The 26342-nt window shown below is 49.2% G+C and carries 24 protein-coding genes and 1 tRNA gene; 8 read left to right on the forward strand and 17 right to left on the reverse strand.

The genetic code is table 11. The annotated features are described in order from the left end of the window. Positions 1–8: 8 nt before the first annotated feature. Positions 9–461, forward strand: a complete 453-nt coding sequence (locus AC5FXQ_RS07375) for a hypothetical protein (protein ID WP_493601842.1) — start codon at positions 9–11, stop codon at positions 459–461. A 29-nt stretch (positions 462–490) separates the two neighbouring features. Here the strand turns inward: AC5FXQ_RS07375 and AC5FXQ_RS07380 are convergent, their stop codons facing one another. After that, entirely contained in the window at positions 491–1426 is a 936-nt protein-coding gene (locus tag AC5FXQ_RS07380) for a GNAT family N-acetyltransferase (protein ID WP_493601843.1), read from the reverse strand. Positions 1427–1612: 186 nt separating this feature from the next. Continuing rightward, a complete protein-coding gene (locus AC5FXQ_RS07385) occupies positions 1613–2788 on the reverse strand; it encodes an ATP-binding protein (protein ID WP_493601844.1) in 1176 nt (391 codons plus the stop codon). A 113-nt stretch (positions 2789–2901) separates the two neighbouring features. Between AC5FXQ_RS07385 and hemA the strand changes: the two genes are divergently transcribed. Beyond that, the gene (hemA, locus tag AC5FXQ_RS07390; RefSeq protein ID WP_493601845.1) at positions 2902–4176 is read left to right on the forward strand and encodes a glutamyl-tRNA reductase; all 1275 of its coding nucleotides are present in this window, start codon (positions 2902–2904) and stop codon (positions 4174–4176) included. A gap of 276 nt (positions 4177–4452) precedes the next feature. Beyond that, positions 4453–4785: a hypothetical protein gene (locus tag AC5FXQ_RS07395; RefSeq protein WP_493601846.1), complete on the forward strand. Its 333-nt coding sequence runs from the start codon at positions 4453–4455 to the stop codon at positions 4783–4785. 167 nt (positions 4786–4952) lie between these two features. Here AC5FXQ_RS07395 and AC5FXQ_RS07400 read toward each other — a convergent pair whose 3' ends face one another. Then, on the reverse strand, positions 4953–5261 hold the full coding sequence (locus AC5FXQ_RS07400) for an ArsR/SmtB family transcription factor (RefSeq protein ID WP_076421268.1): 309 nt from the start codon (positions 5259–5261) through the stop codon (positions 4953–4955). A gap of 438 nt (positions 5262–5699) precedes the next feature. Here AC5FXQ_RS07400 and AC5FXQ_RS07405 point away from each other — a divergent pair, with 438 nt between their 5' ends. Continuing rightward, on the forward strand, positions 5700–6926 hold the full coding sequence (locus AC5FXQ_RS07405) for a Glu/Leu/Phe/Val dehydrogenase dimerization domain-containing protein (protein WP_493601847.1): 1227 nt from the start codon (positions 5700–5702) through the stop codon (positions 6924–6926). A 10-nt stretch (positions 6927–6936) separates the two neighbouring features. Further along, entirely contained in the window at positions 6937–8094 is a 1158-nt protein-coding gene (locus AC5FXQ_RS07410) for a mechanosensitive ion channel family protein (protein ID WP_493601848.1), read from the forward strand. A gap of 395 nt (positions 8095–8489) precedes the next feature. On the opposite strand, the gene AC5FXQ_RS07415 is transcribed toward AC5FXQ_RS07410, so the two are convergent. Further along, positions 8490–10988 (reverse strand): AsmA-like C-terminal region-containing protein, encoded by a 2499-nt coding sequence (locus tag AC5FXQ_RS07415; RefSeq protein WP_493601849.1) that lies wholly within the window; start codon positions 10986–10988, stop codon positions 8490–8492. A gap of 203 nt (positions 10989–11191) precedes the next feature. Here AC5FXQ_RS07415 and AC5FXQ_RS07420 point away from each other — a divergent pair. Beyond that, a tRNA-Val gene (locus AC5FXQ_RS07420) sits at positions 11192–11266 on the forward strand. A 216-nt stretch (positions 11267–11482) separates the two neighbouring features. Here AC5FXQ_RS07420 and coaE read toward each other — a convergent pair. The 8 genes from coaE to AC5FXQ_RS07460 form a co-directional block, all read right to left on the reverse strand. Then, positions 11483–12076: a dephospho-CoA kinase gene (gene coaE / locus AC5FXQ_RS07425; RefSeq protein WP_493601850.1), complete on the reverse strand. Its 594-nt coding sequence runs from the start codon at positions 12074–12076 to the stop codon at positions 11483–11485. A gap of 4 nt (positions 12077–12080) precedes the next feature. Then, positions 12081–13058 carry a YbbR-like domain-containing protein gene (locus AC5FXQ_RS07430; RefSeq protein ID WP_493601851.1) on the reverse strand — a complete coding sequence of 326 codons (978 nt, stop codon included), beginning with the start codon at positions 13056–13058 and terminating at the stop codon, positions 12081–12083. 12 nt (positions 13059–13070) lie between these two features. Beyond that, positions 13071–13373, reverse strand: a complete 303-nt coding sequence (yajC, locus tag AC5FXQ_RS07435; RefSeq protein ID WP_007655023.1) for a preprotein translocase subunit YajC — start codon at positions 13371–13373, stop codon at positions 13071–13073. Between the two features lie 34 nt (positions 13374–13407). Beyond that, positions 13408–13947: a DUF1573 domain-containing protein gene (locus AC5FXQ_RS07440; RefSeq protein ID WP_493601852.1), complete on the reverse strand. Its 540-nt coding sequence runs from the start codon at positions 13945–13947 to the stop codon at positions 13408–13410. 25 nt (positions 13948–13972) lie between these two features. Next, on the reverse strand, positions 13973–14971 hold the full coding sequence (locus AC5FXQ_RS07445) for an isocitrate/isopropylmalate dehydrogenase family protein (protein WP_493601853.1): 999 nt from the start codon (positions 14969–14971) through the stop codon (positions 13973–13975). Positions 14972–14973: 2 nt separating this feature from the next. Further along, positions 14974–15276: a YtxH domain-containing protein gene (locus tag AC5FXQ_RS07450; protein ID WP_007655029.1), complete on the reverse strand. Its 303-nt coding sequence runs from the start codon at positions 15274–15276 to the stop codon at positions 14974–14976. An 80-nt stretch (positions 15277–15356) separates the two neighbouring features. Continuing rightward, a complete protein-coding gene (nusB, locus tag AC5FXQ_RS07455) occupies positions 15357–16496 on the reverse strand; it encodes a transcription antitermination factor NusB (protein WP_493601854.1) in 1140 nt (379 codons plus the stop codon). A gap of 232 nt (positions 16497–16728) precedes the next feature. Next, positions 16729–17829 carry a Glu/Leu/Phe/Val family dehydrogenase gene (locus AC5FXQ_RS07460; RefSeq protein ID WP_493601855.1) on the reverse strand — a complete coding sequence of 367 codons (1101 nt, stop codon included), beginning with the start codon at positions 17827–17829 and terminating at the stop codon, positions 16729–16731. 150 nt (positions 17830–17979) lie between these two features. Here AC5FXQ_RS07460 and AC5FXQ_RS07465 point away from each other — a divergent pair, with 150 nt between their 5' ends. Together AC5FXQ_RS07465 and AC5FXQ_RS07470 are read left to right on the forward strand one after the other, a co-directional pair. Next, entirely contained in the window at positions 17980–19764 is a 1785-nt protein-coding gene (locus AC5FXQ_RS07465; protein ID WP_493601856.1) for an ABC transporter ATP-binding protein, read from the forward strand. Between the two features lie 128 nt (positions 19765–19892). Continuing rightward, a complete protein-coding gene (locus AC5FXQ_RS07470; protein WP_493601857.1) occupies positions 19893–20312 on the forward strand; it encodes a hypothetical protein in 420 nt (139 codons plus the stop codon). Positions 20313–20467: 155 nt separating this feature from the next. Here AC5FXQ_RS07470 and AC5FXQ_RS07475 read toward each other — a convergent pair whose 3' ends face one another. The 5 genes from AC5FXQ_RS07475 to truA form a co-directional block, all read right to left on the reverse strand. Beyond that, complete coding sequence (locus AC5FXQ_RS07475) at positions 20468–21079, reverse strand: TetR/AcrR family transcriptional regulator (RefSeq protein ID WP_493601858.1); 612 nt, start codon at positions 21077–21079, stop codon at positions 20468–20470. An 84-nt stretch (positions 21080–21163) separates the two neighbouring features. Beyond that, complete coding sequence (locus AC5FXQ_RS07480) at positions 21164–21685, reverse strand: GyrI-like domain-containing protein (protein ID WP_493601859.1); 522 nt, start codon at positions 21683–21685, stop codon at positions 21164–21166. Next, positions 21682–23451 carry an ABC transporter ATP-binding protein gene (locus AC5FXQ_RS07485; RefSeq protein ID WP_493601860.1) on the reverse strand — a complete coding sequence of 590 codons (1770 nt, stop codon included), beginning with the start codon at positions 23449–23451 and terminating at the stop codon, positions 21682–21684. Before AC5FXQ_RS07485 ends, AC5FXQ_RS07480 begins: the two co-directional genes overlap by 4 nt. 771 nt (positions 23452–24222) lie before the next feature. Further along, complete coding sequence (locus tag AC5FXQ_RS07490) at positions 24223–25530, reverse strand: cystathionine gamma-synthase family protein (protein ID WP_493601861.1); 1308 nt, start codon at positions 25528–25530, stop codon at positions 24223–24225. Position 25531: 1 nt separating this feature from the next. Beyond that, positions 25532–26299 carry a tRNA pseudouridine(38-40) synthase TruA gene (gene truA, locus AC5FXQ_RS07495; protein WP_493601862.1) on the reverse strand — a complete coding sequence of 256 codons (768 nt, stop codon included), beginning with the start codon at positions 26297–26299 and terminating at the stop codon, positions 25532–25534. Between the last annotated feature and the right edge of the window lie 43 nt (positions 26300–26342).

Here is a 26342-nt window from a genome sequence, read left to right on the forward strand (position 1 = left end):
GAGAGCCTATGATCCCAAAATTGCAACCACAAGCGGATGTAGTGCAGTCTGAGAAACTGACAAGGGAGCTTGATGACATGCAAAGGTTGATAGATGCGCTAAACAGCAAAGAGATCCCTGAAGGTATAGCTACCGCCATTACACAACAGCTAGAGCCGCTCAACAGCCAAGATATTCCAGCGGCACAGTATACGGCAAGACTGAAGGAAACACGTAGTTCCATTCTCAAGCTTGTGGAAAAGCAATTGAAACTGGTGCCTCAAAAGCATCATCAAAAGCTATGGATGGCTCTGGGTATGACAGCGCTAGGACTTCCTTTTGGTGTCGTGTTTGCCTTGATGCTGAAAAACTTCGCTTTCCTTGGACTGGGCATGCCAATTGGAATGGGCATAGGTATAGGTGTTGGCACTAAGCTGGATGAGCAGGCCAAGGCTGAAGGTCGACAACTGGATTTGGAGTAAATTGAAGGCAGTGCCCTGCTTACCCGAAACTAGAAATCCAGTCGGTAAAAGTCATGCACCACAGTGCGTGCGCCGTAACTTTCTTTGTAACTCGCCAAACCCTCGTTCAGGTATAGCCCCTGCTGCTCTGTAGAGATGCCAAAACTGAAATACTTTTTGTGCGGGTATACCTTATCTATCAAGTGGTCAATAAGTACGTAAGCTGCACCTTCTTCCTGAGCCCTGTCACTAGCGCCGATATACTGGCAATGTGCTACGGTAGCGGTTTCGTACACCAAGGCGCCTGTCAGCAGCTTTCCCTCCTGTGAAATTGTATAAAGGCTAATATTATCAGGGAATAGTTGTGCCAGCTTATTTACTTCATATACACTATGCACGGGTTGCAACTTATGCCTGCTTTCAAGCTGCCTAGTTACCAACTGCATAAAATCCGCATAATCTCCTGAGCGCTTCACCTCCCATTCATGGCTTTTGCACTGCGACAGGCGCCAACGCCGGTCTTTGCTATACCTGACAGGCTGCCCTAAGTCAATCACAGAGTTTACATCCCGGCGGTATAGAACAGCGCCATACCTAAACAGGGCATATAGATCTTCCTCGGCCGGCACTTGGTGGTAAATGTGTGGGGTGACTTTATAATAAAGTGACTCGAACCGCTGCTCCCGGCTATACCTAATCAGGGCATCGAATACCTGTAATATCAGTGAGGTCTTCATCTTATGGCCACTTACCACACCCCCATAACTTAAGCCGGCATGAGAATGCAGCTCATTGTTTGTGGCATTAGCCGGCAGCACCGCCACCAGTTTATCTTTATAATAGAATAGGAGCGAATGATCTTCAAAGCGATTGGCATGATACTCCATGTAATCGCGCATAAACAGGAACGTGCCATTTTTGGAAGCTTTGATGAAAGCGTCCCATTCAGACTTATACCTATTGCTATACCTGACTACCGTTATCATTGCTTCACGAAAAAGCATTTCCTTGATTGATGATGTTATTCTCTAATGGGCTATACCCGCAAATGAAGTAGACAGATTGCGACCCGCCCCTACGGCTATACCTACCAATGACGTTTTAGCGAAACGTAGCTACATTTCATTTTTTTAAAATCCCAACTCTTAGACTCATCAACTCCCAAACTCCAATCACCTGTTCAGCACAATCCGGAAGGTGGTGCCTTTGCCGATTTCAGAAGACTTGACATAGAGTCTGCCTGCGTGGTAGTTATCAATGATGCGCTTGGCCAGTGCCAGTCCTAGTCCCCAACCCCTCTTCTTGGTGGTAAAGCCAGGCAGGAAAACGGAGTCCATCTTGCTTTTAGGTATACCCTTGCCTGTATCACTTATGTCGAGTGCAACCTGGCTCTTGCCCAGGAGCGAGAGCTGTAGCCTGATGCTGCCGCGGCCTTCCATCGCATCCACAGCATTTTTGCAGATATTTTCAATCACCCAATCAAAGAGCGGCACATTGACCTTAGCCGTGATATCAGGTGCAAAATTAGAGGTAACGCTGAAGTCCACCTTGCTTGAGATACGGTTCTGCAGGTAATTGATGGCATTCTCAGTCACCTGCAGGACGTTCTCGTCACGCAACAGCGGCACCGAACCGATATTCGAGAAACGCTCCGTTATAATCTCCAGGCGACGAATATCCTTCCAAAGCTCGGCTGTGATCGGCTCATTTTCGAACTTCGGGCTGGCCTTCATGTACTCGTACCAGGCCATCAGTGACGAGAGCGGTGTACCCAACTGGTGAGCAGTTTCTTTGGCCAGGCCCACCCATACCCTGTTCTGCTCCGCCTTACGGGAGTAACTGAAAGCAAAATAAGCCATGAGGGCAAAACAGGCGATAACCATCAACTGCACATAGGGGTAGTAGCGCAACTGCGATAGCAGGGCCGAGTCTTTGTAGAAGACATAATTCTCAGAACCCTCTGCCCAAGGCACTATGATCGGAGCGTGCTGCGCCTTCATACGGGCAATTTCACGCTGCAACAGCTCATTTTTGCGGTTCTCTGAAATGTTTTCGGGCAGATCGATGTTCTTAAAATCGAGAATATTTTCGTGCTCGTCAGTAAGAATAACAGGTATGGTATGGTTAGAGGACAGGATCTCTTCTTCAATAAACACGATGTTGTCATCGCTGGGAGCATTGATCATGTAGCGCAGGCCTTTGGCGTAGAGCTGCACCAATTCTTGCTCTCTTTCAGACAGTTTGCTCACTAATACGTTAGTGTACGTAATGGTAACCGCCCCAATAATGAGCGCGACAATGACGACAAGAAACTTTATTCTGTTTTTCTGGGCGTAAATGGGAATCATGCGGTGGCGCGAAAATTATCTGAAATTAGTATAAATTAATTAATAAGGGCAAGGAAGTTTCATTTTAATCATCAATACAGTAATTTTGCACTTTAGTATTCCGAACGTAAGTTATGCTTCAGAACTTTAAAGCAATCAGCCTGTCATATAAGAAAGCGCCGCTGGATATCAGGGAGCTGATTGCCTTAGATGAGAACTCATGCAGGCAATTTATTCAGACGCTGAAGAGCTTTATTCAGGCTTCTGACATTCTGGTGCTCTCTACCTGCAACCGCACCGAAGTATACTATAACTCCGACCTGGACTATAGTACCGAGATTGTGAAGCTGCTCGGCATCACCAAAGGCATCGACAACATCACCCAATATCTCGACTATTTTACCATCCTCAACGAGCACAACGATGCTGTGCAGCATTTATTTGAGGTGAGTATGGGCCTGGAGTCGCAGGTGGTTGGCGATATGCAGATCACCAACCAGGTGAAGCAGTCGTATCAGTGGGCCGCCGATAACGAGACTGCCGGTCCGTTTCTGCACCGCCTGATGCACACCATCTTCTTCACCAACAAGCGTGTGGTACAAGAAACCGCCTTCCGCGACGGCGCCGCCTCTACTTCGTATGCAGCCATTGAGCTGATCGAGGAGCTGACTGCCGATGTGGTGGCTGAGCCGAAGATACTGGTAGTAGGTGTGGGCGAGATCGGCGCTGATGTGTGTCGTCATCTTAAAGACAAAGGTTACCAGCATGTGACCATTACAAACCGTACGATGGCTAAGGCACAGACTTTAGCTGACGAGTGCGGCATGGCTGTGCTCCCATTCGAAGATATCGTGCAAGGCTTAAAAGAAGCGGATGTGATTATCTCTTCTGTAGCCCGCGAAACGCCTTTCTTCACCAAAGAAATGATCCAGCGCCTGAACGTGCTCACGTTCAAGTTCTTCATAGACTTATCAGTACCGCGTAGCGTTGAGGCCGAAGTAGAAGCTGTGCCAGGTGTGTTGGTTTACAATATCGATACTATACAGAACAAAGCATCAGCAGCGCTCCAGCAGCGCATCAACTCTGTGCCGCAGGTACGCGCTATTATAGAGGAGTCAAAAGAGCAGTTTAATGACTGGTCGAAAGAGATGATGGTATCGCCTACCATTAACAAGCTGAAGAATGCGCTCGAGACAATTCGCCAGGAGGAAATGGCCCGTTACATGAAAAAGCTCGGCCCGAAGGAAGCGAAGCTGGTTGACAGCATTACCAAATCGATGATGCAGAAAGTAATTAAACTGCCTGTACTGCAACTCAAGGCTGCCTGTAAGCGTGGTGAAGCTGAAACACTGATCGACTTGCTCAACGACTTATTTGACCTGGAAAAGCAACCTGCGGACTCGCATTAGCATTGTTAAAAATCATTAGTAGAAAGCTGACTCGAAAAAGTCAGCTTTTTTTGTGTCTACACTTGCGCTATATAATTATTTATACATATCTTTGAACATATAAATATTCAAATAAGATATTTACTTTAACCGAAGAAACCAATCCAAGCTAAGAGAACAGCAGCAAACAAAATCTATCTTATTACCCTTAGTGCAGTAAAAATGAAAAACATCTCGACTCTCCTATCCTTTATTACTGTTGTTCTGCTACTCAGCTCTTGCACAAGCCATTCGTTTATGCTGACGGAGCGTGATATTGCCAATGACGGTATAGCTCCTATACAAAAGTCAGATTATAGAATGGTAGCTGATAAGCCTGCTGACGCTTATGCAGACGCAGATGCCAAATGGATTGCAACATCAAAACCACATGTAGTTGCTACCTCATCCCGTGTCGTGCGTCGCACCGATGCTGTGGCTCTTTCTGCTGCCACTACCCACGAGGGCCACGAGATACTGAAGCGTGAAGTTGAGAAGGCCATGAAAAAAGACAAGCCTGCAACTGCCCCTACCACGAAAAGGGTGAAAACTAAAAAGCAAAAAGAATCAGGCGACAAAATTCTATTATAAGACCCAAACACAGGCATTTGCTTCACCGCAGAACTTTGTAAACCGCCTATTTTATTTAGCCAATAGAAAAGCCAAAGGTCCCCGCCAGCTTCTTTAAATGAAGGGAACGGAGACCTTTGGCTTTTCTATTGGTGCAATATTCGGTGCCAAAGCACCGGGGCGGATCACTAAATATCAATGCAACATTCTTCCAGGCAATCGATCACGTCAATTAGCTTTGGTATGGCAAGGGAGTAGTAAATCTTGGTGCCTACCTTAAAAGAAGAGAGCACACCTTTATCCTTCAGCGTAATCAAATGCTGGGAAGCAATAGCTTGTGGCAGGTCCAGATACTTATAAATTTCCGTAACAGTCATTTTATCTTCCTTGCCGAGCAAGTCCACTATCGCCAGTCTTTTCGGGTGCGCCAGTACTTTGAGCATGGCGGCCGCCTTATCTATTTTTTTAGATTCAATTCTAGACAACAAACTTTTCATAATTAATAATTATACCTAACAGTTTCTACATACATTTAAACAATACAATTCATATTAAGATATATACGGCAACAGCGACATTTGGCTGATGTAGCTTCAAAGGATTTTTAAAATTTTCTTCTGAAGGCTCCCATAACACAACACACTCCTTGTCAGACACATCCTGAATGCTGAATTGAGTAGATGTACGTATAAAAATTAAAATTGGATATATAAAATACTTAATGTTAATAGATTGCTATATGGCCCTCCCCCGATTGACTCCCTCCGCGAATTGTCCAACCTGACTTCCTTTCACCAAAAATCCAGTGTCGTAACGCGCATTCCCAGCACAGTACAATCCTCACCTCTGGAGAGCCTTAGGATTTCGCGGGTCTGTACGCTCTGATGTATTTTTGTACCTTTGCGGTCTGTAAACCCTTAACTACAAACAAACCCATGAAAGAGCTTCTCGAAAAATTTGAGAATAAACGCCCTGAGATAGTATTTGAGTGGAAAGACGCCGAAACGGAGGCCGAAGGCTGGGTGGTGATCAACTCGCTGCGCGGTGGTGCGGCCGGTGGTGGCACCCGCATGCGCAAAGGCCTGGACAAGCGTGAGGTAGAGTCATTAGCTAAAACCATGGAGGTGAAGTTCACCGTATCCGGCCCTGCTATCGGCGGAGCCAAGTCGGGCATCAACTTCGATCCGGCCGACCCGCGCAAGCGTGGTGTGCTGGAGCGCTGGTACAAGGCCGTTATTCCGCTCCTGAAGAGCTACTACGGAACAGGTGGCGACCTTAATGTGGACGAGATACACGAGGTGATTCCAATTACAGAAGACTACGGTTTGTGGCACCCGCAGGAAGGTGTTGTGAATGGACACTTCAATGCAACCGAGCCCCAAAAGATCAACAAAATAGGTCAACTCCGTCAAGGAGTGATCAAAGTAATCGAAGACCCGGCTTACACTCCGGCTACTGCCCGCAAGTATACTGTGGCTGATATGATTACAGGGTATGGCGTGGCCGAGGCTGTTTGCCATTACTATACCATCTGGGGTGGTTCGTTTGAGGGTAAGCGGGCCATCATACAAGGCTGGGGCAATGTAGGCGCCGCTGCTGCCTTCTATCTGGCAGGCAAGGGCGTTAAAATTGTTGGCATTATCGATCGTGCGGGCGGCCTGATCAAAGAAGAAGGCTTCACTTTCGAAGAGATCAGGGAGCTGTTCCTGGGCCGGCAGGGCAATGCACTCTACACCGAGAATCTGATCCCGTTTGAGGAGATGAACAACCGCATCTGGTCAATTCCTGCCGAGATCTTTATACCTGCCGCTGCATCGCGCCTCGTTACCCGCGGACAGCTTGAGCAAATGATCGCCAGCGGTCTTGAGGTCATCTCCTGCGGGGCCAACGTGCCATTCCAGGATCCGGAGATTTTCTTTGGCCCTACCGGTGAGTTCGCCGATCGAAACATATCCGTTATACCTGACTTTATCGCTAACTGCGGTATGGCCCGTGTGTTTGCTTACCTGATGGAGAATGAAGTGGAAATTACCGATGATGCCATTTTCCATGACATCTCCCGCGTCATCCGGGAGGCACTGGAGAGCACCCACACCAAGAATCAGGCAAAAACAGAGATCGCCAAGACTTCCTTTGAAATAGCGCTTAGCCAACTGCTATAATATGATGCGTATGGATGATATAAGGACATATCTTTCCTATGAGTTTTTAGGCAACACAGTAGCGGCTTATCTTTCGTTCGCCACGATCCTGCTGATCGGATATATTTTTAAGACCCTGCTGTCCAGGTTGATCACCGGCATCATCTTCAGGGTGGTGAAGCGCTTTGCAGACGAGGAAGGCCAGGCTAGTCTGAAACGCTTCCTGATACAACCGCTGGAGATGGTGGTGTTTCTGGTTTTTCTTTTTCTGGCTGTTAATGTGCTGAAATTTCCATCTGGAATAGCGTACATCGGTAGCCCTATGCTGCAGATATCCTTGTTTCGCATTTACCAGATCTTCATCATTGCGGCCATTACCTGGGTTATTACCCGCTTCATAGACTTCTTTGGGCTTGTATTCCAGCGCAGAGCCAGCCGCACCGCTTCCAAGCTCGACGATCAGCTTCTGCCGTTCTTTAAGGACTTTACCAAAGTCATTATCTACATATTTGCCTTTCTGGTGGTGCTGGGTTCAGTTTTCGGAGTGAACGTAGCGGCCATTGTAGCCAGTTTGGGTGTAGGTGGCCTGGCCATCGCCTTTGCCGCCAAAGAAAGTCTGGAAAACCTGCTCGCCTCTTTTACGATCTTCCTGGACCACCCTTTTGTAGTAGGCGATTTGGTGGAAGTAGGCGGCGTAACAGGTGTGATTGAAAAAATCGGGTTCCGAAGCACCCGTATACGCACCCTGGAGAAGACTTTCGTGACTGTGCCCAACAAGAGCATGATCGATAAACCGCTCAATAACCTGAGCCTGCGCACCTTCCGGAGAGTACAGTTTGACGTGAACCTGACCTACGACACGACATCAGCTCAGATCAAGGCCATCACCAGCGAGTTGCAGGAATACATCGACAGCCACCCACAGACAAACCTGGACGGCCGCATCCGCTTTCAGAACCTTGGAGCAAGTTCTAAAGACGTAATGGTGCTCTACTTTGTGGAAGCTCTGGATTGGAATGAGTTCATCAATATCAAAGAAGAAGTTGCCTATAAGATCGTGGAAGTAGTAGAGAAGCACGGTGCCGACTTTGCCTTCCCTACGCAGACACTGCATGTATACAAGGAAAATAAGCGGGATGCTCCGCAGGCACCTGAGACGGCTCATTTTCCTCCCTCTGATCTGCAATAAGTAGGAGTACTTGCACAGCTATAAATAAAAAAGCCGGAGAAACTCCGGCTTTTTTTTCACCCTTATATTTTCAAACTGCAGCCCTTCTTTCACCATTATTGGATCTTACCAAGGAAGCTTACAGTAACTTTTACATCTATTCCCAAAAATCAACGCAAATCATTATTGTAATTTTGTTTTATCTAACGACCGAATGCCAGCCAGGTTATACAATCAACAGTATTTTTTTAACAAACACCCGCTTTAACAAGGTAAACGATCATTAACAAGGGATGTAAGTAAAATATAATTTTTGCAATACTATACTTACACCTGCAATAACACTCCACCTATACCTGTTTGAGATAACCCCATCCGCACGAACACTTTCCGAGTATAGCCGCTACACTGTAGCCTTAGTCAAAGTCGAAATACTCTCCTTCCTGCAACTCCACTTTTTTCTCCTGCTTTACTGGCTTTTTGCCACGTAGCAGGTCCTTTAGCTCTTGTCCTTCTTGCTTCAGGTCTGTTTTGATTTTCTCACGCACCCGCTCGTTGTCATAAGCTAGCTTAAAGTCGCTCTCCTTACCGCGCAGGGTCAGGAAAAGTGAGCTGTTGCCTGCATCCGGATCCTCTGCTACCACCCCATACACACTGTCACGGTCAGGGCGGCTCCCTTTGGATAGCGGTAACTTAATGCGGTAGTCCATGTCCTGGTCAAAAGTATGGGTGCCCGAGATGGACACCGAAGGCATAGCAGAGAGATTGGAGCGAATGTCCATCTCGGGAATGAAGATGGTGCGCTGCTGTATCCAGAAATTGTTGCTTAGCTCCGCAAACTTCATATTCGCCAACTCTGACCGCTTTACGAAGGCGGACATTTTCTGCATCGGAGCAAAGTTGATCAGCTGCCCGTCGCGCACTGTCGCGGCTATCTCGGCCTGCATCAGGTCAGTTTTGGCATTGAGGTGGCTATCGAAGTACACATCTGACACAATATTGGCTGTCAGCCTGCCCCGCAGGTGCTTGTCGGAAACAAAGCTCTGCCCAAAGTTCTCGAAAACATAGAACAGGCTGTCGACGCTCATGTTGCTTAGCTTGGTGGCTGTACTCACCTTGATGTTGTCACGGTTGCGGGCATCCAGGTTGCCGCGCACGGCAAAGTTACCTCCAATGGCATTGAACGAGATGTTAGGTGTTGAGACGATCTGGTTGCGTAGCTTTACCTCTCCTTTAATGTGCTCTCCTCTGAAGCGCCTGAACTTCGCCTGCCGGATGGTGGCACTCAGATCAAAGGCGATATCCGGTGAAATGTTAAACTTATAGGCGCCACTACTGGTTTGCCTGGCATCGGCCGGGGTATTCAGTTCTTCGCTAAGCAGCTGGTCGAAATTCAGGTACTGGCTACTGAAATCCGCCTCCACAAGCAGGCGCTGCCTGTCAAGCAGCAACCAGGCCATGACGTTACGAAACATACCGTTCAACACAAAATCTGAGTCTCCTAATTGCCCTTTGAAGTCCGACACCGCCACATCATTCTTCTGGAAAATGAAGTTGCCATTCAGGCTCTTCAGTGGCATCGGCATTTCCTTGAGGTTCAGCATCACGTTGTGCAGCGTAATGTCACCGCTTGTGTTCAGGGTGCTGTTTCCTGGTTTGGCCTTAAACTCCTTTAGGTTCCCTGCAAAGGCAATGCGTACATCTGCCAGACCACTTCCACTGCGTACCTCATCGAGCTGCAGCAGGCTTACCACGTAGCCCACATCCAGCATGCCTTTGGCGCTAAAGGCCAGGTAGGGGTTATCAAAGTTGCGGTAAGTCAGGCTTCCTTCAAAGGGGCGCTTGTTCAGCACACCTCTCAGGTTCTTCAACTCCAGTAGTGATGTTGCAGCGCTCTTTCCACTGCCGTTTGTAAAGTATCCGTCCAGGTGCAGGCCTTCAATTTTCTGCTTTGTATCAGGGTGAAAGAAGGATGCGTTGCGGGCGCCGAACTCAAAGGCCACCTCCGGGTTATGCTTGGCTGATACTTTGCCCTGCACAGTGCCTTTGAAGAAGACATCGCCTTCGCTGCGGTACTGGCTAAATTCACGCGTGATCTGCTGGGGCAGCAGCGAAAGCAGCGACTGAATATTAGTGTCCTTACCCTGCAGCTGCAAATCCAGCTCTGTTGTGCCGCCATAGGCAATCTGTCCGCCAACCTCGTAGGCGGCGCCTTCCACCTGCACAACCGAGGGCTTTAAGGCAATGGTATGCGCCGTGCGGTTTATAGTAAGGGCAGTGTGCAATTCAACGGACTTCTCTTTGAAGTACTCGCTCTCTCCTATCCGGATCGTGCTTATCGTGGCATTACCTTTCGTTTCCAGCGCTATCTCTTCATTTGTGATGGCCATAGCGGCAACCAATTGCGCTGCATCGGCTTCGATGTAGTGATTTAACTGCAGGTCGGTATAGCGAACAGCGACCTGGCTCAGGTTGATCTTTTCCAGATTGAAGGCGAAATCACCGGAGGAGTCGCTGGAATCAGTTGCAATGATATGGTAGTTAGCCTGCCCGTTTTTCAGCACGCGCACATGAATAGAGCCGTTTTCCAGGTATAGCTGTTTCACATCATATTTACCCCGGATGACATCAAACACACTGAAGGTGAAATACAGTTTCTCGGCCCGAGCCAGCGAAGAGTCACTCTCTGCTATACCTTCATGCACGTTTACCTGGTCAAGCGCCACAGCCACCTGCGGAAATTTATCGAAGAGGGAGAGCGAAATCTTACCGACTTCTACTTTTGTCGTGATGTGCTTGTTAGCTTCGGCTACAAATAGGCCGATTATTTTATCCTGATACGCATACACCAACCCCGCCGAAATGCCTGTAATCGCCACTGCTGCCAGGGCGATATAAAATAGCACTTTTTTCACAACACGATTTCGTCCCAAGAGAAAGTTCAGATTTTAAGCATCTTACAAAAGCTAAAGGTACTGCAGTATTCACACGTGCACAATAGGCCCGAGGGCACGAAAAAAAATTTTAAGATTTTTTTTCCAAATGTTTTGCAGTTCCAAAAAAACGCCCCATATTTGCATCATCAAACGGGGACAACAGGTCAACGAAACGAAAAAACGGGGTGTTAGCTCAGCTGGTTCAGAGCACCTGCCTTACAAGCAGGGGGTCACTGGTTCGAATCCAGTACGCCCCACAAAAGGACAACATAAAAGTTGTCCTTTTTTTATGTCCATACTTTTCTGTTTAGCCTGATTTTCAAGGCCATACCTACTGCTCATCCAACCATCCTCTATACCTTAACGCCCATCCTGTTGTATTGGTATGTCAAACACCCGGCGCAGAGTCGCTAAAACAAAAAAGGCCATACCTGTTACCGGCTGGCCTATACCTATACTGCTTCAACTATTGCCTATACCTTATCTAAAAACTGCTGGTGCAGGGTGATCACCTGCGGGATGATCAGCTGCTGATCATCGTTGTAGACAATGTGCTGTGCCCGGGCAATCTTCTCTTCTTCGCTTAGCTGTTTACTGATGATTGCTTTTATATCAGCTTCTGTGCGGTGCGGGTCACGCTTGAGCAGGCGCTCGAGGCGCACCTCCAGCGGAGCGGTCACAACTATAATTTCATCCATCTGCCGCCACGACTCCGATTCGAACATCAGCGCGGCCTCCTTGATCAGATAAGGTGCACTAGCATTCGCCGCAGCCCAGCGTTCAAAGTCGGTGCCTACATGTGGATGCACCAAGGCATTTAGTTTCTCCAGTCGCTCCTGGTTATTGAACACCACCGACGCCAGATAAGCACGGTTTAATTGGCCCTCTGCGGTATAAGTTTCCTGTCCGAAAGCCTCTTGCAATTCAAGTTTTAGCGCTGTATCATATTGCATCACCCATTTGGCGCGGGTGTCAGCGTCATACACTGGTATACCTAACACCTGAAACAGGCGGCACACTATTGTTTTGCCAACTCCTATGCCCCCGGTTACACCTATCCTGAGCATAACATTATTTCTGTAAAACAGCTTTGATACGCTCAGGCCAGAGCGTGATATTGCGTGCTCCGGCGGGCTTCTGTACCAGTTCAGGCACCACTGTAGAGTCCTGGCGGTTATACCTTGAGAAGTCTACAATGGCTTTGAATGCCTCTGAATTGATAACAGCTCCTGAGTCTTCGAGGGCGAGGTAGCGAATCAACACCACTTGCGGTCTTAAGGTTACCTCAGTATTCAAAGGCACATTCACCATTTCCGGCGTTACCTGGAGTTCCCGCTGCTGCAGGGGCCTTATCCTGACCGACACCGTGGCTTCTGTTATATCTGATTTTACCAGCGACTTATTATCATACTCGATGGGCACCACGATCTTGGCCGACTCAGTCAGATTGGTGATCGGCAGTCGCAACACGAAAGGGCTCGGCAAACTGTCGACCATGGAGGATGGCCCTCTGAAGGTAATGGTGTCTGGATCAATGCGAACAGGACGCAGCATGGCGTGGCGTTCGCCTGTTACTCTCTGAGTAGGATCGAGCTGCAGTGCGATACGACGCGTCACCTTCTCGTTGAAGTTAAAGAAAAGGGTATCGGTTACAACAAAGTTAAGCTGCAAGCCATCCATGGCATTCACCAGAGCGGGACGCAGGGCTGAACCGAGCAGATAATTGTTGCGGGGCAGGTTACGGATGTAGATCTCGGCAGGCTGTACCTCTACCCGAAGTGCTTTGCGGAGGAGTTTCCATCCCCGGCCGGTGACATTAACCGCTACCTCTTCAGGCAGTGGATTGATCGGCACCAGGCGCTGATCATTGTACACAAAACGTACCGGATAGGTGGTTTGGGTAGAGTAGCTCTTGTTGAGGGCATTGAGCAGCCAGAAAGTAGAGGCCGCCACAAAACAGAGCACTACAATTCGCCAGTAGTGCTCTGTTTGGGGCTTAAATGGCCTTACAAACCATAAAATGATATTTCGGGCTTTCTCAAACGACAAGGTTTCTTATCCTTATTTCACTTTTGCAGTAGCTTCCAGTGAGATAGCAGATTTTTCAAACACCAGGCGTACGCCTTTGTCTACTTCTATCTCTACGGTGTCATCGTTTACTGCTGTTAAACGACCATGCAATCCGCCTATTGTCACGACCTGCATACCTTTGGTCAGCTCTTCACGAAATTTTTTCTGGTCCTTCGCTTTCTTCTGCTGCGGACGGATCATGAAAAAATAGAAAACAAGGATAATAGCGCCGAACATCAGGAGTTGTGGCAGCATGCCACCATCTGGTGCGGCTTGGAGGAATATCGTTTGCATAAAAAGGTTGTACGCTCTGTTTAAGAGGTGATTATTAGTTGAGTCTTACAGGGCCGTCAGCGCCTGCAGTCGGAATGCTTGATGTAGCCACATTGCCTTTCATCGCAATGCGAACAATGTTAGGCTCTGTGTTGGCACGGATCGTAACAGTAGGCGCCTGCTGGCCAGCCTTGTTGTTACTGTCAAAGCGCACTTTCACTTCGCCTTTTTCGCCTGGAGCTACCGGAGCCTTGGTCCAGTCAGGAGCTGTACAACCACAAGAAGCAGAAGCGCTCTCGATCACCAACGGCGTTTTGCCGGTGTTAGTGAATGTAAAGGTGTGCTCTACCACCTCGCCCTGCTTGATCGTTCCGAAGTCGTACTCAGACTCCTCAAACGTCATCACAGCTGCATTTTCAGTGCTAGTCGTTTGGCTGGTCGGCACCACGTTCGGGTTGTCGATCTGCTGTGGCTGTTCGGCTGTGGCAGTTGTCTCAGCGGCTGTTGCCTCTGCTTCTGTTGTGTTGTTCTGATCGCAGCTGGTCACTGTCATGGCAGCGCCAAGTGCTAGGGCTAATAAGAAGTTCTTTTTCATATCAGTTAAACAGCTTTTGAGTTGATTATAGTTTCGAAATGATGTGCTGTGCAAATTCCATGGTGCTGGCATTGCCACCTAAGTCGCCTGTGCACTGCTCGCGGTTAGCAAGCGTAGCGTCGAGGGCCGTCTCAATGCGGTTTGCCTCGTCTTTCAGGTCAATGTGGTGCAGCATCATGATGGCAGAACGCAACAGGGCAGTTGGATTTGCCTTGCCCTGACCCGCAATATCAGGAGCAGAACCGTGCACCGCTTCGAAGATAGCCATATCGTTGCCGATGTTGGCACCGGATACCACGCCCAGACCACCTACCAGACCCGCGCACAGGTCCGACAGGATGTCACCGAACAGGTTTGTGGTCACGATCACATCGAACTGCTCTGGCTTGATCACCAGCTGCATACACATGTTGTCGATGATCTTGTCGTCGTACTGGATGTGCGGGTACTCTTTTGCAATCTCACTGGCTTCGCTCAGGAACAGAGCTCCTGCGCTCTTCAGAATGTTTGCTTTGTGCACTGCCGTTACTTTCTTACAATTGTGCTTGTTAGCATACTCGAAAGCGGCACGAATGATCTTGCGGCAACCTACACGGGTAAGGCGAGCTACTGAATCAGAAATCTGCAGGCGCTCATCGAACATCTCCAGGCCAGAGTACAGACCTTCGGTGTTCTCACGGAACAGCACCAGGTTTACGTTCTCGAAGCGGGTATTTACGCCGGGCGTAGTCTTGGCAGGTCGTACGTTTGAGTACAGGTCAAACATCTGGCGCAGCTGCACATTGATGCTTTTGAAACCTTTGCCTACCGGCGTAGTGATAGGGCCTTTCAGGGCCACTTTGTTCTTCTTTAATGAAGCTATCAGTGTAGAAGGAATCAGTTCACCGATCGAATCGAAAGTTGTCTGTCCTGCATTTTCTTCTTCCCAGGTTACAGGCACGTTTGCAGCGTCAAAAACGGCTTTAACGGCTTCTGTGATCTCTGGTCCAATCCCGTCGCCGGGAATCAGTGTAATCTCTCTCATGTTTATATTTCTTTCCTGCTGTTAATCTCGTTGATAAGTGAATCGACATCGCCTAGTAGCTTTTCGGCTTTGTCCTTGGCATCCTGTATCACACGCTGTCCTTCTGACTTAGCGGTTGTAGGCACCAGGTTACGGTCTTCCACCAATTCTTCCAGCAGGTCTGAAAGGGTGTCGCGATACTTTTCAAGGCGGTAGCTCAGCCAGCTGCGTGTCTCTCTCCCTTTTTCAGGGGCAAACAGGATGCCTGCTGCAGCTCCCACAGCGGCTCCCGAAACGAAAAACAGTATATTGCTCGTTTTACTCATAGGATTATCTCTATACTTATATATTAGGCATGTCGTTTCCCCCTATTACGGTATATCAGGGTTTAAAGACGGACTATACCTTATTTGTTGTCGATCAAACCACGGCCTGACTTACGAATGTCTCCTTTCGTGGTCAGCTCCTGCGCCATCTTGTCCAGTACACCGTTCACAAACTGCTTGCTCTTAGGCGTGCTGTACAGCTTTGAAATTTCAATGTATTCGTTGATGGTCACTTTAACGGGTATGCTTCGGAAGATGTGCATTTCGCAAAGCGCCATTTTCAGGATGATCTTATCAAGCAGGGCCACACGCTCCACATCCCAGTTCTTCACGCTTGCGGCAATCATGGCCTCGTACTTTTCGTCTTCCTGCAGTGTCTGGTGATAGAGCTCCTCAAAGAAGGCTTTGTCGTCTTCCCAGTTAGCCGAAAGGTCCAGCAGCACGGGCTCCTCTTCGGTCTCTTCGCCAAACATCTTAACAGTCTTGTTGACCAGGCTTTTCACGATGGATTTGTTCTCCACCCAGTTCAAATCCTGCTCCTCAAACAAAGATTGTAAGTTTTTTTCTTTAAAAATAATGTTTTTGAAAATATGTTTCACCACCTCCAGGTCCTCTTCGAGGGTAGGTTCTGGTAGTGCCAGGTAGTTCAGGAACACCTCATCCTGCTTGAGGATGTTTTTATAAACCGACCGGATTTCGCTGATGTCAGAACCCCAGCTGATGTTGCGGCGGATAATGTTTTCCTGATAAGACTTGTTGCTGAGGATGCGCTGTGCCACGCGATTATTCAAAAAACGCTTTACGTCCGGACCTTTAGCCTCCGTGAAGCGTTTCTCTTTCTTTTCTTCTTCATCTTCTACCAACTCGTTCAGCAGTTGCAGTATTTGCAATGTGCCCAGGTAGTGGTCGTAAATGCGCTCCACAGCACCCATCATCTGGTTGCTGTAATGCTTGTAGTCCTTTTTGAGGGTGTTCTGGTAGTAGACGACCGCTCTGTTTACCGCGTCGATTATTTCCTTGTCGGTCTCTTCTGTTTCGAACTGGCCGGTTTCGTGCCACTCTTTGAAGAGCAGCTGAGCAATCTGTTTACGGCCTTCAAGCAGCTTACGGTCCTGCACTTCCATCGAGTTCAGGTCTGGAGCGAAATCGTCTGCTATCTGGTCAAGTGCCAGCTGGTAATCCGAACCTTCGGCCTGTTTGTAGGCATAGATGGCTTGCATAGCCTTGATTCGAAGTGTTCTGCGGTTGAGCATAATGGTATTTTAAAGAACGTGTTGGTTGATATGTATTAGCACTCTTATTAATGCCGAAGCACTAGGTATAGCGGGTTATTGCTATGGTAATCTTATACGCAAAGGTAAGCCGATGCGTCAAAAACAGGGTAAGTGTAAAACAAAAGTGCCACAGGTTAATGCAGCACTTCTGTTATATCATCTTTTCAATGGAAGAACCTTAGAAAGTAGATCTTACTTTGCTGATGCTGTTGATACGCTTCTCAGCCATTTTAGTGGCAGCCAACTGCGTGTAGATGCCTTCTTTCTCAGCCAGCTCAAAGATATCCAGGGTATAGCCGTAGATACGCTCTGTCTGTGCATAGGCGCTCTCACGGTTGTAGCCCTGCAGCTCAGAGTACACGTTGATCAGACCACCCGCGTTGATCAGGAAGTCTGGTGCGTATACGATGCCTTTCTCTACCAGCGCAGGACCGTGAACGGCCTCATCGCGCAGCTGGTTGTTTGCGCAGCCCGCAATTACCTGGCACTTCAGGCGACCCAGTGTGTTGTCGTTGATGGTACCACCCAGGGCGCATGGCGAGTAGATATCCACGTCCAGGTCGTAGATCTCGTCCATACCCACGATCTGGGCGTTGAACTTAGAAGATACTTCGCGCAGACGGTCTTCGTAGATGTCGGTGATGAAGATCTGAGCATTTTCTTTGGCAAGCAGCTCTACCAGGTAGCCACCTACGTGACCAACACCCTGTACAGAGATCTTTTTGCCGGACAGTGAGTCAGAGCCGTAAGCTTTCTTGGCAGCGGCTTTCATACCCATATATGTACCGTAAGCTGTTACCGGAGACGGGTCACCGCCACCACCCATTGACTCAGGCAAACCAGACACGTGCTCCGTCTCCATGCGGATGTACTCCATGTCTTTTGTGGTCATCCCCACGTCTTCAGCAGTGATATAGGCACCGTTCAGGTTCTTAACGAAACGGCCGAAACGACGAAGCAGGGCCTCGTTTTTGTCTTTTTTGGCGTCGCCGATGATCACGGCTTTACCACCACCCAGGTTTAGGCCAGAGATAGCGGCTTTGTAAGTCATACCTCTCGAAAGACGCAGCACATCATCAAGCGCTTCAGCTTCAGAAGCATATGACCACATACGGGTACCACCCAGGGCAGGGCCAAGTACTGTGTTGTGGATACCGATGATGGCTTTCAGTCCAGTCTCCTTGTCATGGCAGAAAACTACTTTCTCATGGTTATACTCTGATATCTGACCGAAGACCGACTTGTCTTTCTTCAGTTCAACTTCTTTTAGTTCGACCATTTATGAATTTGATTAAGGGTTATTCTATCTTTGTAGAAGCGAGGCAACAGACACCCCGTTTTTCGTGCTGCAAAATTAATTCTTTTTTTGATTAATTCAATTTGAACCTTCTAAGTCTACGTAAAAGCCTCTGAGCTTCATATTCTTGCTGTGAAATCACTCCGTTATCTCAATAAATATCTCCTCAAGTATAAATACCGTCTCCTGTGGGGGCTGGTATTCATCATCATATCTAACTTTTTCCAGATTCTGCCTGCCCAGGTGGTGCGTCACGCCTTCAACCTGATCAAGGAGGGTATCAACCTGCACAACCTTTTTGAAGGAATGGCACAGCAGGAAACAGTATATGACACCTTTGCCAGCAGCATACTGGTGTATGGGGTAGTCATTCTGGTGATGGCTTTGCTAAGGGGGCTTTTCCTGTTTTTCGTGCGACAGACGATCATCGTAATGAGCCGCCTGATCGAGAATGACCTCAAAAACGAAATTTACGAGCACTACCAGAGCCTGCCGCTAAGCTTCTACCGCAAAAACAACACCGGCGACCTGATGTCACGCATCTCCGAAGATGTGAGCCGGGTACGCATGTACCTCGGGCCGGCGATTATGTACGGTATCAACCTGGTGATTCTTTTCCTGATGGTGATCCCGTACATGCTGTCGGTGAATGTGAAGCTCACGCTCTATACCTTAATTCCGTTGCCTGTTCTGGCCATCAGCATTTATTACGTCAACAACATCATCGAGCGCAAGTCCGACGAGATACAGCGCAGCCTCTCAGGTATAACGACATTCGTGCAGGAGGCTTTCTCAGGTATACGGGTGCTCAAATCCTTTGTGCGGGAGGACGACTCGCATAACAACTTCACCAAAGCCAGCAACAACTACAAAGACAAGTCGCTGGAGCTCAACTTTGTAAACTCGCTTTTCTTCCCGCTAGTGCTGTTTCTGGTGGGCCTGAGCACGATCATTACGGTATACATCGGCGGTCAGGAAGTGATGAACGGCAGTATCACGACAGGTAACATCGCCGAGTTTATCATCTATGTTAACATGCTTACCTGGCCTGTTACCTCACTGGGTTGGACGGCCAGCCTGGTGCAGCGAGCCGCTGCTTCGCAGGCCCGCATCAATGAGTTTCTGAATACGAAGAATGATATTGTGTCGCGCGAGAACATCCGCAAGCCGATCGAGGGCGACATCGTGTTTGAGAATGTCGACTTCGTATACCCTGATACCGGCATACACGCCTTGAAAGGAGTTTCGTTTGACATCAAGCATGGCGAAACGCTGGCTGTGATTGGCAACACCGGCTCAGGCAAAAGCACCATCGCCAACCTGCTGCCGCGCATGTACGACGTAACAGGTGGCCGCATTCTGATCGACGGCATCGATGTGCGCGACTACAACCTGGAGAGCCTGCGCAGCCAGATCGGTTATGTGCCGCAGGACGTATTCCTTTTCTCTGACTCGATCCGCAACAACATCGGCTTCGGTTTGCCTAGCATTACGGAGGAGCAGATGGTGCAGTCCGCCAAAGACGCCGACGTGTACGAAAACATTATGCGCTTCCCGGAGCAGTTCGACACGAAGCTGGGTGAACGGGGTATTACCCTTTCGGGCGGACAGAAGCAGCGTGTCTCCATAGCACGTGCGCTGGTGCGGGAACCAAGCATCCTCATTCTCGACGACTCGCTTTCGGCAGTAGATACTAAAACAGAAAACGCCATTCTTAACAGCCTGCGTCGTATCATGGCTAATCGTACCTCCATTATCATTTCACACCGCGTATCGTCAGTGAAGCTGGCCGATAAGATTCTGGTGCTTGATGATGGGGAGATCGTGCAGCATGGCACACACGATGAGCTGATTCAGCAACAGGGGCTTTACAAAGTGCTCTACGAGCGACAGTTGCAGGCAGAGGACTCACATTAGCCACTAGCACTTTTGCATTGAAAATCAAAAGCTTAGCCTAACTGAAATTAATAGCCAGGGAATTTTTTAATACAGAATCTGTTATAAGTACGTATAGCAATTTTGTATGACCTTATAACTCTCTTTCTATGGCTATTGACTTACAGCAAATCGGCAAAAGGTTCCGTTTCTACACGAATATCAAAGAACTGGAAATGCCGCAGCTTTTGGAGATGACGGGCAGTGACGAAGCTGTGCTTGCTAATATTATCTCCGGTAAAAATTACCTCTTGGATGAGTTGGTTGCTATCGTGAAGCACTTCCATGATCTGAATCCGCAGTGGCTTATTTATGGCGAGGGCAGTATGTTCAAACCCATGGATGAGAATGGCACCTGCAAAGACAATCACAAAGGGTGCCTCAAAAAAGACAAAGCCGCCTACCTGAAACAAATGCAGAACATGCTCATCGAGCTCGATGCAGCTGAAGTAGCCAAAGGCCACCACGCCGATGTGGACGCACTGAAGGCTAAGTTAGAAGAATACAAAGCCAATCACCCGCAGGAGTAGATTCCTCCGCATTTCCGGAAAGCCGGCCGCCCAAACCCAACACTCCATTTTACGGAAATTTAAGCCCCGCCAGGGCTGATATAACTATGCCCCAACCTAAGACTCTTGCTTAAGTTGGGGCATAGTTACTTTAAGTACCTTTTATCTCCTGACTCCTATACCTTCACCCGTATACCTTCCAGAATCAGATTGACGGTGTACAGCACCTCCCGCTCAATCTTTTCAAAATCAATGGATGGCAGGTTGTGAAACTGGGCCCGTTGGAATTCCTCAAACTGAATGAGGTCTTTGACCACCATGATAGAATAAGCTACCCGATCGGCTTCGCAGTCTATGAATGTGCCATCGGCTATACCTTCTTTGATGACCGTGGCGTAAAAGTTTGACTCCTTGGCCCGCGATTCCCTGAAAAGCTCCTGAAACATGGTGCGGGTCTCGATGAGCACCTTGATGGAAATGGTGTGTTGTGTTACGATCTCCTGATAATAACGTAACGAGGAGCGGATATAGCGTAACAGGCGTTCACGGGGATCTTTTTCCTGTTCGGCTATTTTCTTGATGCGGTACAGGCTTTCCTTCCACTCCTGCGAAAAAGCCTCGATAAAGAGGACTTCCTTGCTCTTGTAGTAGTAGTAAAGTGTCGGTTTTTTGAGCCCGATGGCATGGGCGATATCGTCCAATGTGGCTTTGCTGTAGCCCAGCTTGCCGAACACCGACTTGGCTGCCTCTAGTATCAGCTCCTTTTTTGCCTCTGCCTTTTTGCCCAATTTGTTTTGTTGCTATCGTTCCACGGGGAAAGGTATAGCCGCTCCCTTATCATCAAATATAGAGAGATAATCTATACTTGCAAGCTACTCCTTTATAGGTACCTCCACTATACCTTGATGGTCTTCCGGAAACCACTCTACGTAGAAGGTCTCCAGCTCCAGGTTCTTCTCTTTGGCATAGTCAAAAATAGCTTCGTAGAGCTTGTTGGGTGAAAGCATGTAATGAGCTTTTACCTCACCGCGCAGGGCACGGCGGCCACCCGGGACTACCCGCAGTTCGTAATCAGCAGGCAGTTGCACGGCGCTGTCAGGTATAACCACCCCAATAAAAGCATCCACACTGTCGGCCCGCCCTTCCGGGTTGTTGTAGTAGATGTTGCCCAGCATACCTTCCAGCTCTTTCTTATCGAGTACCTCGGCAGCTCTCCTGAAAGCGTCATTGATTGCATTGTCGTTTACAGAGCCTTTGAAAGAACGCCCTGCCATGTAGAGCTGTTCTGAGCTAACTTCGGACACTTGTGCTGAGCTGAAACCTCCCAGATAGGCATATAATGCCCCCACAATAACGGCAAGCACCGCCATCACTAGCAAGAATTTCTTGTTCATAGATCGATCATGTTTTTATACTGCATGTGGTAGAGTTGGGCATAGTAACCGTCGTGGCGCAGCAGTTCCTCGTGGTTACCCATTTCTTTTATCTCGCCCCGGTCCATCACAATAATCTTGTCCGCCTTCTGTATGGTAGACAGACGGTGAGCGATGACGATAGACGTACGCCCGTGCATCAGCTGGTCGATGGCGTACTGGATCAGTTCTTCGGTTTCGGAGTCGACGCTGGAAGTGGCCTCGTCCAGAATGATGATTTCGGGATTGTAAACCATGGCCCGCACGAAGGAAATCAGCTGGCGCTGGCCTACTGATAGTGTGGCTCCGCGTTCCATCACCTGGTAGTGCAGTCCGCCCGGCAGGCGTTCAATGAACTTGCGGGCCCCCACCAAGTCGGCGGCGTGCCATATTTGCTCTTCGGTGATGGCTTTGTTGCCCAGGCTGATGTTGTCGGCAATAGTGCCAGAAAAGAGGAACACATCCTGCAGTACCACGCCAATATGATGGCGCAATACATCCAAATTATATTCTTTAATATCGTGCCCGTCAATCAGAATCTGTCCGCTGTTGATCTCGTAGAAGCGGTTGAGCAGGTTGATAACCGACGTCTTGCCCGCACCCGTAGCTCCTACAAAAGCTACCGATTCGCCCGCTTTCACATCCAGCGAAATATTGCGCAGCACCCAGTCCTCGTCTTTGTAGGCGAACCATACATCCTTGAAGCTGACATTGCCCTTGATCTTCTCTGGCGCATAGCTGCCGTTGTCTGGAATCATCTCTTTGCTGTCGAGCAAGCGCATGAGGCGCTCAGTACTCACCACACCCAACTGCAGTGTATTGAAGCGGTCGGCAATCATGCGGATCGGGCGGAAGAACATCTGGATGTAGAGGATAAAGGCCATCAGCGTACCCAGCGATACATCATTATCAATTACACCGTGGGCACCGTACCACACAAGCAAGCCAAGACCTGCCGCACCGATAATCTCCGCCACCGGGAAGTATACCGAGTAGTAAAGCACAGAGCGCACGTTGGCGCGGGTATGCTCTTTGTTGATCTCCTTGAACTTATCCATTTCGCGCTTCTCGTTGTTGAAGATCTGCACGATGCTCATACCGGTGATATGCTCCTGCACAAAAGAGTTAAGTCGCGCCACCGCCGTCCGCACATCCTGGAAGGTGTCTTTTATCTTTTCCTTGAAAATGTAGGTACTCACGAGCATGATCGGGAAGGTGGACAAACTCACAAGTGCCAGCTCCCAATCGATGTAGAACATGAAGCCGAGGATGAATACCAGCTGCAGGATATCGCCGATCATGGCAGCCAGACCTTCGCTAAACACATCCGAAAGCGTTTCCACATCGGAAACGTTGCGGGTCACGAGCGTGCCGATAGGTGTGCGGTCGAAGAACTTGAGCCGCAGGTTGAGGATGTGCCGGTAGAGCTGCACCCGGATATCGCGCACCACGTGCTGCCCAAGCCAACCCGCGAAATAGGTATGGAGATACTGCACAATGGCATGCCCCACCAGGAGCACCGCCAGTATCACAAACATCTTGTTCAGGCCCTCCCAATCGTTCTGCAGTATCTCGTTGTCGACGGTATACTGAATCAGGAAAGGACGCACCGCAGCCAGAATAGCCGAGGCGAACGTCAGGAACACGATGAAGTAGAACGTCTTCAGGTAGGGCTTCACAAAGGTGAAGAGCCGCCGTATGACGTCCGCATCGAATACTTTGCCTGTATCTTTTGGTTTATCTTCCAAGTTTGCTTTTTCTGTTTTCGTTGTTTAGGGCTTTTATTCCCTGCCTCTCTCCTCTTTGTCTGAATCAGGAATACGGGGATTATAAATGATACACAGAATTTCTGCGCATGCTATACACCCCCCTCCATCTCTTAAGAGAGGATTTTGCAGCTGCCAGTTCACAGGTATAGCTTCGTTGCTACAGCTTATGGTGCTCATTCCAACTTTACCCACCCCTGCCCCTCCCAAGAGGGGATTGTTGCTGCTACCAATTCACGGGCAGAAGCTTTAAAGTTTTTGTAAAATACCACGGGCACGCATTGCCAAGTAGCTTGCACAAAACCTACACAGCAAGCAGCTGTGCCAAGTGCACCAAATGATTCCCCACTGTTTGAGCGTTCAGCGAGTTTGGGGAATCTTGACTTTTTTGCCTACTTTTTGTGTCAAGACAAAAAGTAGGTGCCCGCCGCACAGGCGAAACAGCTGCCCGGCTGGCTAAGCCATGCTATGAAACTACAAACTCGCTCTACCTATACCTTGCCGGGCCAGAGGCCCCACTATAGCAGTCACGAGCGAAGACGCTCGCGCCATAGACGAGCCATAGACACCCTACTCCCTTCTCCAGCTATACCCTTACGAGTACCACCAACTAACCGACCGCAAAGTTAATGGTTTTTGCATCAGGATTTTCGGGATTTCTGACGCACAATTGTCGAACCAACAGTAACAGCGAAGTCAAAAAAAGTCCTTCCCTGAAAACCAGAGAAGGACTTGAATCAAATTACGTCTTACCTATACCTCCGCTTCCGCAGGTATAGCTACTTTCTCAAGCGCCTGCGCAATGTCAGAGATAATATCCTCCGGATGCTCCACGCCTACCGAAATACGGATCATGCCTTCACCTATACCCATCACGGCACGGTCGGCCAGACAGATATCAGAGTGCGTCATGGAAGCTGGGTGCTCGGCCAGCGACTCGGTGCCGCCAAGGCTTACCGCCAGTTTGATCAGCTTCAGATTGTTCAGGAAAGTAAAGGCTTCTTTCTCGCCGCCTTTAATGTCGAACGAAATCATAGAGCCTGCTGCCTTGCACTGTTTGTCGAAAATAGCCTGCTGCTGCGGGTTGCCCTGCAGGTAACCGAGGAAGTAAATCTTATCCACTTTCGGGTGCTCTTTCAGGTATTCAGCTACTACTTCTGCGCCGCGTGCCTGACACTCCATGCGTATTTTCAGGGTCTCCAGACTGCGCATCAGCATCCAGCCTGTCCACGGGCTCGCCATAGAACCCATGAAGGTACGCATGCCTTTCACCTGCTTCATCAGGTCGGCAGGACCGGCGCAGGCGCCCGCAATCAAATCAGAGTGGCCGCCGATGTACTTGGTGGCAGAGTATAAAACGAGGTCTGCACCGTGCTTGAGCGGGTGTGAAAACACCGGACCCAGGAAGGTGTTGTCCACGGCTACCACTACTTTTTTGTCGGCGGTTGAGTGCTTCCTGGCCATGGCTGAACATGCCTCGATGTCAACTAAGTGGTTGGTCGGGTTGGCAGGAGTTTCGATGTATACCATCGTCAGCTTGTCGGCCATACCAGACTCCTCGAGCATTTGCTCTACTTCTTCTATCGGAGTGTTGGCACGGAAGCCCATGCTCTTCACGCCGAACTTCGGCAGAATGTTTTTGATGTAGTAGTCGGAGCCGCCATAGATGGGCTCGCTGTGCAGAATCAGGTCGCCGGGCTTGAGTAAGGCCAAGAGTGTGGTGCTGATAGCGGCCATACCGCTGGCGAACACAGCTGCTTCTTCAGCGCCGTCCCAGAAGCGAAGACGGTTCTCGAGTATTTCGAGGTCCGGGTTGTTCAGGCGACTATAGATGAGGCCCAGCTGCTCTTCCGCGTGCTTCTCACGCAGGCCGTATGCTAATTCAAAAAAGGCCTTTCCTTCTTCTGCGTTCTTGAACACAAAAGTAGACGTCTGGTAAATCGGCGCCTTCACAGCCATTTCTGACCACTCGGGATTATATCCGTAGCTCATCATTAAGCTTTCGGGGCGAAGGTGTTTGCCGTTTAGATGGGGACCGTTCTGGTCTTCTGGTAACTGCATGCTATAAAGGGTTTGTTTTGGGTGATGTCTTGAATATATGCTCTGGATACGTCACCTTGGCCAGGTATAACCCCTCGGAAGGAGCCGCTCCGCTTGCCTTGCTGCGGTCCTGACTAGCAATGATCCGCTCAAAATCGGCCAGGGAAAGCTTACCGCGGCCTACATCCAGCAAAGTGCCTACGACCAGTCGCACCATCCCTCTCAGGAAGCGGTTTGCCCGGATCGTAAACATCAGCTCGTCGCCTTGCTGTTGCCACACGGCTTCGTAGATGTTGCAGCGGTAGTGCTTGGTGTCGCCTTTCACTTTGCTAAAGGTCGTAAAATCCTCGTAATGAAGCAAAACAGCGGCTGCCTCGTTCATCCGCTCTACATCCACGGAACGCGGCAGGTAAGTAGCGTAATATCTCCTGAAAGGGTCTTTGGCGAGGGTGATATGGTAGTGGTAGGTGCGCTCAAAGGCATCAAAACGGGCATGGGCCTCGCCGGTGACAAGGTATAGGTTCTTTGCTACAATGTCGTCGGGCAAGAGGCGGTTGAAGCGGTAGACCATGTGCTCGGGGTCCAGCTCCTGCTCCACATCAAAGTGCACGAATTGCTGACTCGCGTGCACACCCGTATCGGTGCGGCCGCTCCCCGTGGAACTGATGGGCTGCCGCAGCACCTTGCTCAGGCAATCGTCGAGCACCTCTTGTACTGAGAGGGCGTTGGGCTGTACCTGCCAGCCATGAAAACGGGTGCCGTCATAGGCTATTTCCAAAAAATACCGCATAGAGCAAAGATAGCAAAAAAGGCTGCCCGTATACAGGCAGCCT

This window comes from Pontibacter sp. LHS1, assembly GCF_058932855.1.

What these genes read in the sequence shown, in the direction of transcription:
- AC5FXQ_RS07445 (WP_493601853.1), bottom strand. Translation starts at nt 14,971, where the DNA reads ATGAGAGAGATTACACTGATTCCCGGCGACGGGATTGGACCAGAGATC.
- hemA (WP_493601845.1), top strand. Translation starts at nt 2,902, where the DNA reads ATGCTTCAGAACTTTAAAGCAATCAGCCTGTCATATAAGAAAGCGCCG.
- AC5FXQ_RS07460 (WP_493601855.1), bottom strand. Translation starts at nt 17,829, where the DNA reads ATGGTCGAACTAAAAGAAGTTGAACTGAAGAAAGACAAGTCGGTCTTC.
- truA (WP_493601862.1), bottom strand. Translation starts at nt 26,299, where the DNA reads ATGCGGTATTTTTTGGAAATAGCCTATGACGGCACCCGTTTTCATGGC.
- AC5FXQ_RS07375 (WP_493601842.1), top strand. Translation starts at nt 9, where the DNA reads ATGATCCCAAAATTGCAACCACAAGCGGATGTAGTGCAGTCTGAGAAA.
- AC5FXQ_RS07440 (WP_493601852.1), bottom strand. Translation starts at nt 13,947, where the DNA reads ATGAAAAAGAACTTCTTATTAGCCCTAGCACTTGGCGCTGCCATGACA.
- coaE (WP_493601850.1), bottom strand. Translation starts at nt 12,076, where the DNA reads ATGCTCAGGATAGGTGTAACCGGGGGCATAGGAGTTGGCAAAACAATA.
- AC5FXQ_RS07490 (WP_493601861.1), bottom strand. Translation starts at nt 25,530, where the DNA reads ATGCAGTTACCAGAAGACCAGAACGGTCCCCATCTAAACGGCAAACAC.
- AC5FXQ_RS07410 (WP_493601848.1), top strand. Translation starts at nt 6,937, where the DNA reads ATGGATGATATAAGGACATATCTTTCCTATGAGTTTTTAGGCAACACA.
- AC5FXQ_RS07450 (WP_007655029.1), bottom strand. Translation starts at nt 15,276, where the DNA reads ATGAGTAAAACGAGCAATATACTGTTTTTCGTTTCGGGAGCCGCTGTG.
- AC5FXQ_RS07400 (WP_076421268.1), bottom strand. Translation starts at nt 5,261, where the DNA reads ATGAAAAGTTTGTTGTCTAGAATTGAATCTAAAAAAATAGATAAGGCG.
- yajC (WP_007655023.1), bottom strand. Translation starts at nt 13,373, where the DNA reads ATGCAAACGATATTCCTCCAAGCCGCACCAGATGGTGGCATGCTGCCA.
- AC5FXQ_RS07380 (WP_493601843.1), bottom strand. Translation starts at nt 1,426, where the DNA reads ATGATAACGGTAGTCAGGTATAGCAATAGGTATAAGTCTGAATGGGAC.
- AC5FXQ_RS07385 (WP_493601844.1), bottom strand. Translation starts at nt 2,788, where the DNA reads ATGATTCCCATTTACGCCCAGAAAAACAGAATAAAGTTTCTTGTCGTC.
- AC5FXQ_RS07480 (WP_493601859.1), bottom strand. Translation starts at nt 21,685, where the DNA reads ATGAACAAGAAATTCTTGCTAGTGATGGCGGTGCTTGCCGTTATTGTG.
- AC5FXQ_RS07395 (WP_493601846.1), top strand. Translation starts at nt 4,453, where the DNA reads ATGCTGACGGAGCGTGATATTGCCAATGACGGTATAGCTCCTATACAA.
- AC5FXQ_RS07470 (WP_493601857.1), top strand. Translation starts at nt 19,893, where the DNA reads ATGGCTATTGACTTACAGCAAATCGGCAAAAGGTTCCGTTTCTACACG.
- nusB (WP_493601854.1), bottom strand. Translation starts at nt 16,496, where the DNA reads ATGCAAGCCATCTATGCCTACAAACAGGCCGAAGGTTCGGATTACCAG.
- AC5FXQ_RS07405 (WP_493601847.1), top strand. Translation starts at nt 5,700, where the DNA reads ATGAAAGAGCTTCTCGAAAAATTTGAGAATAAACGCCCTGAGATAGTA.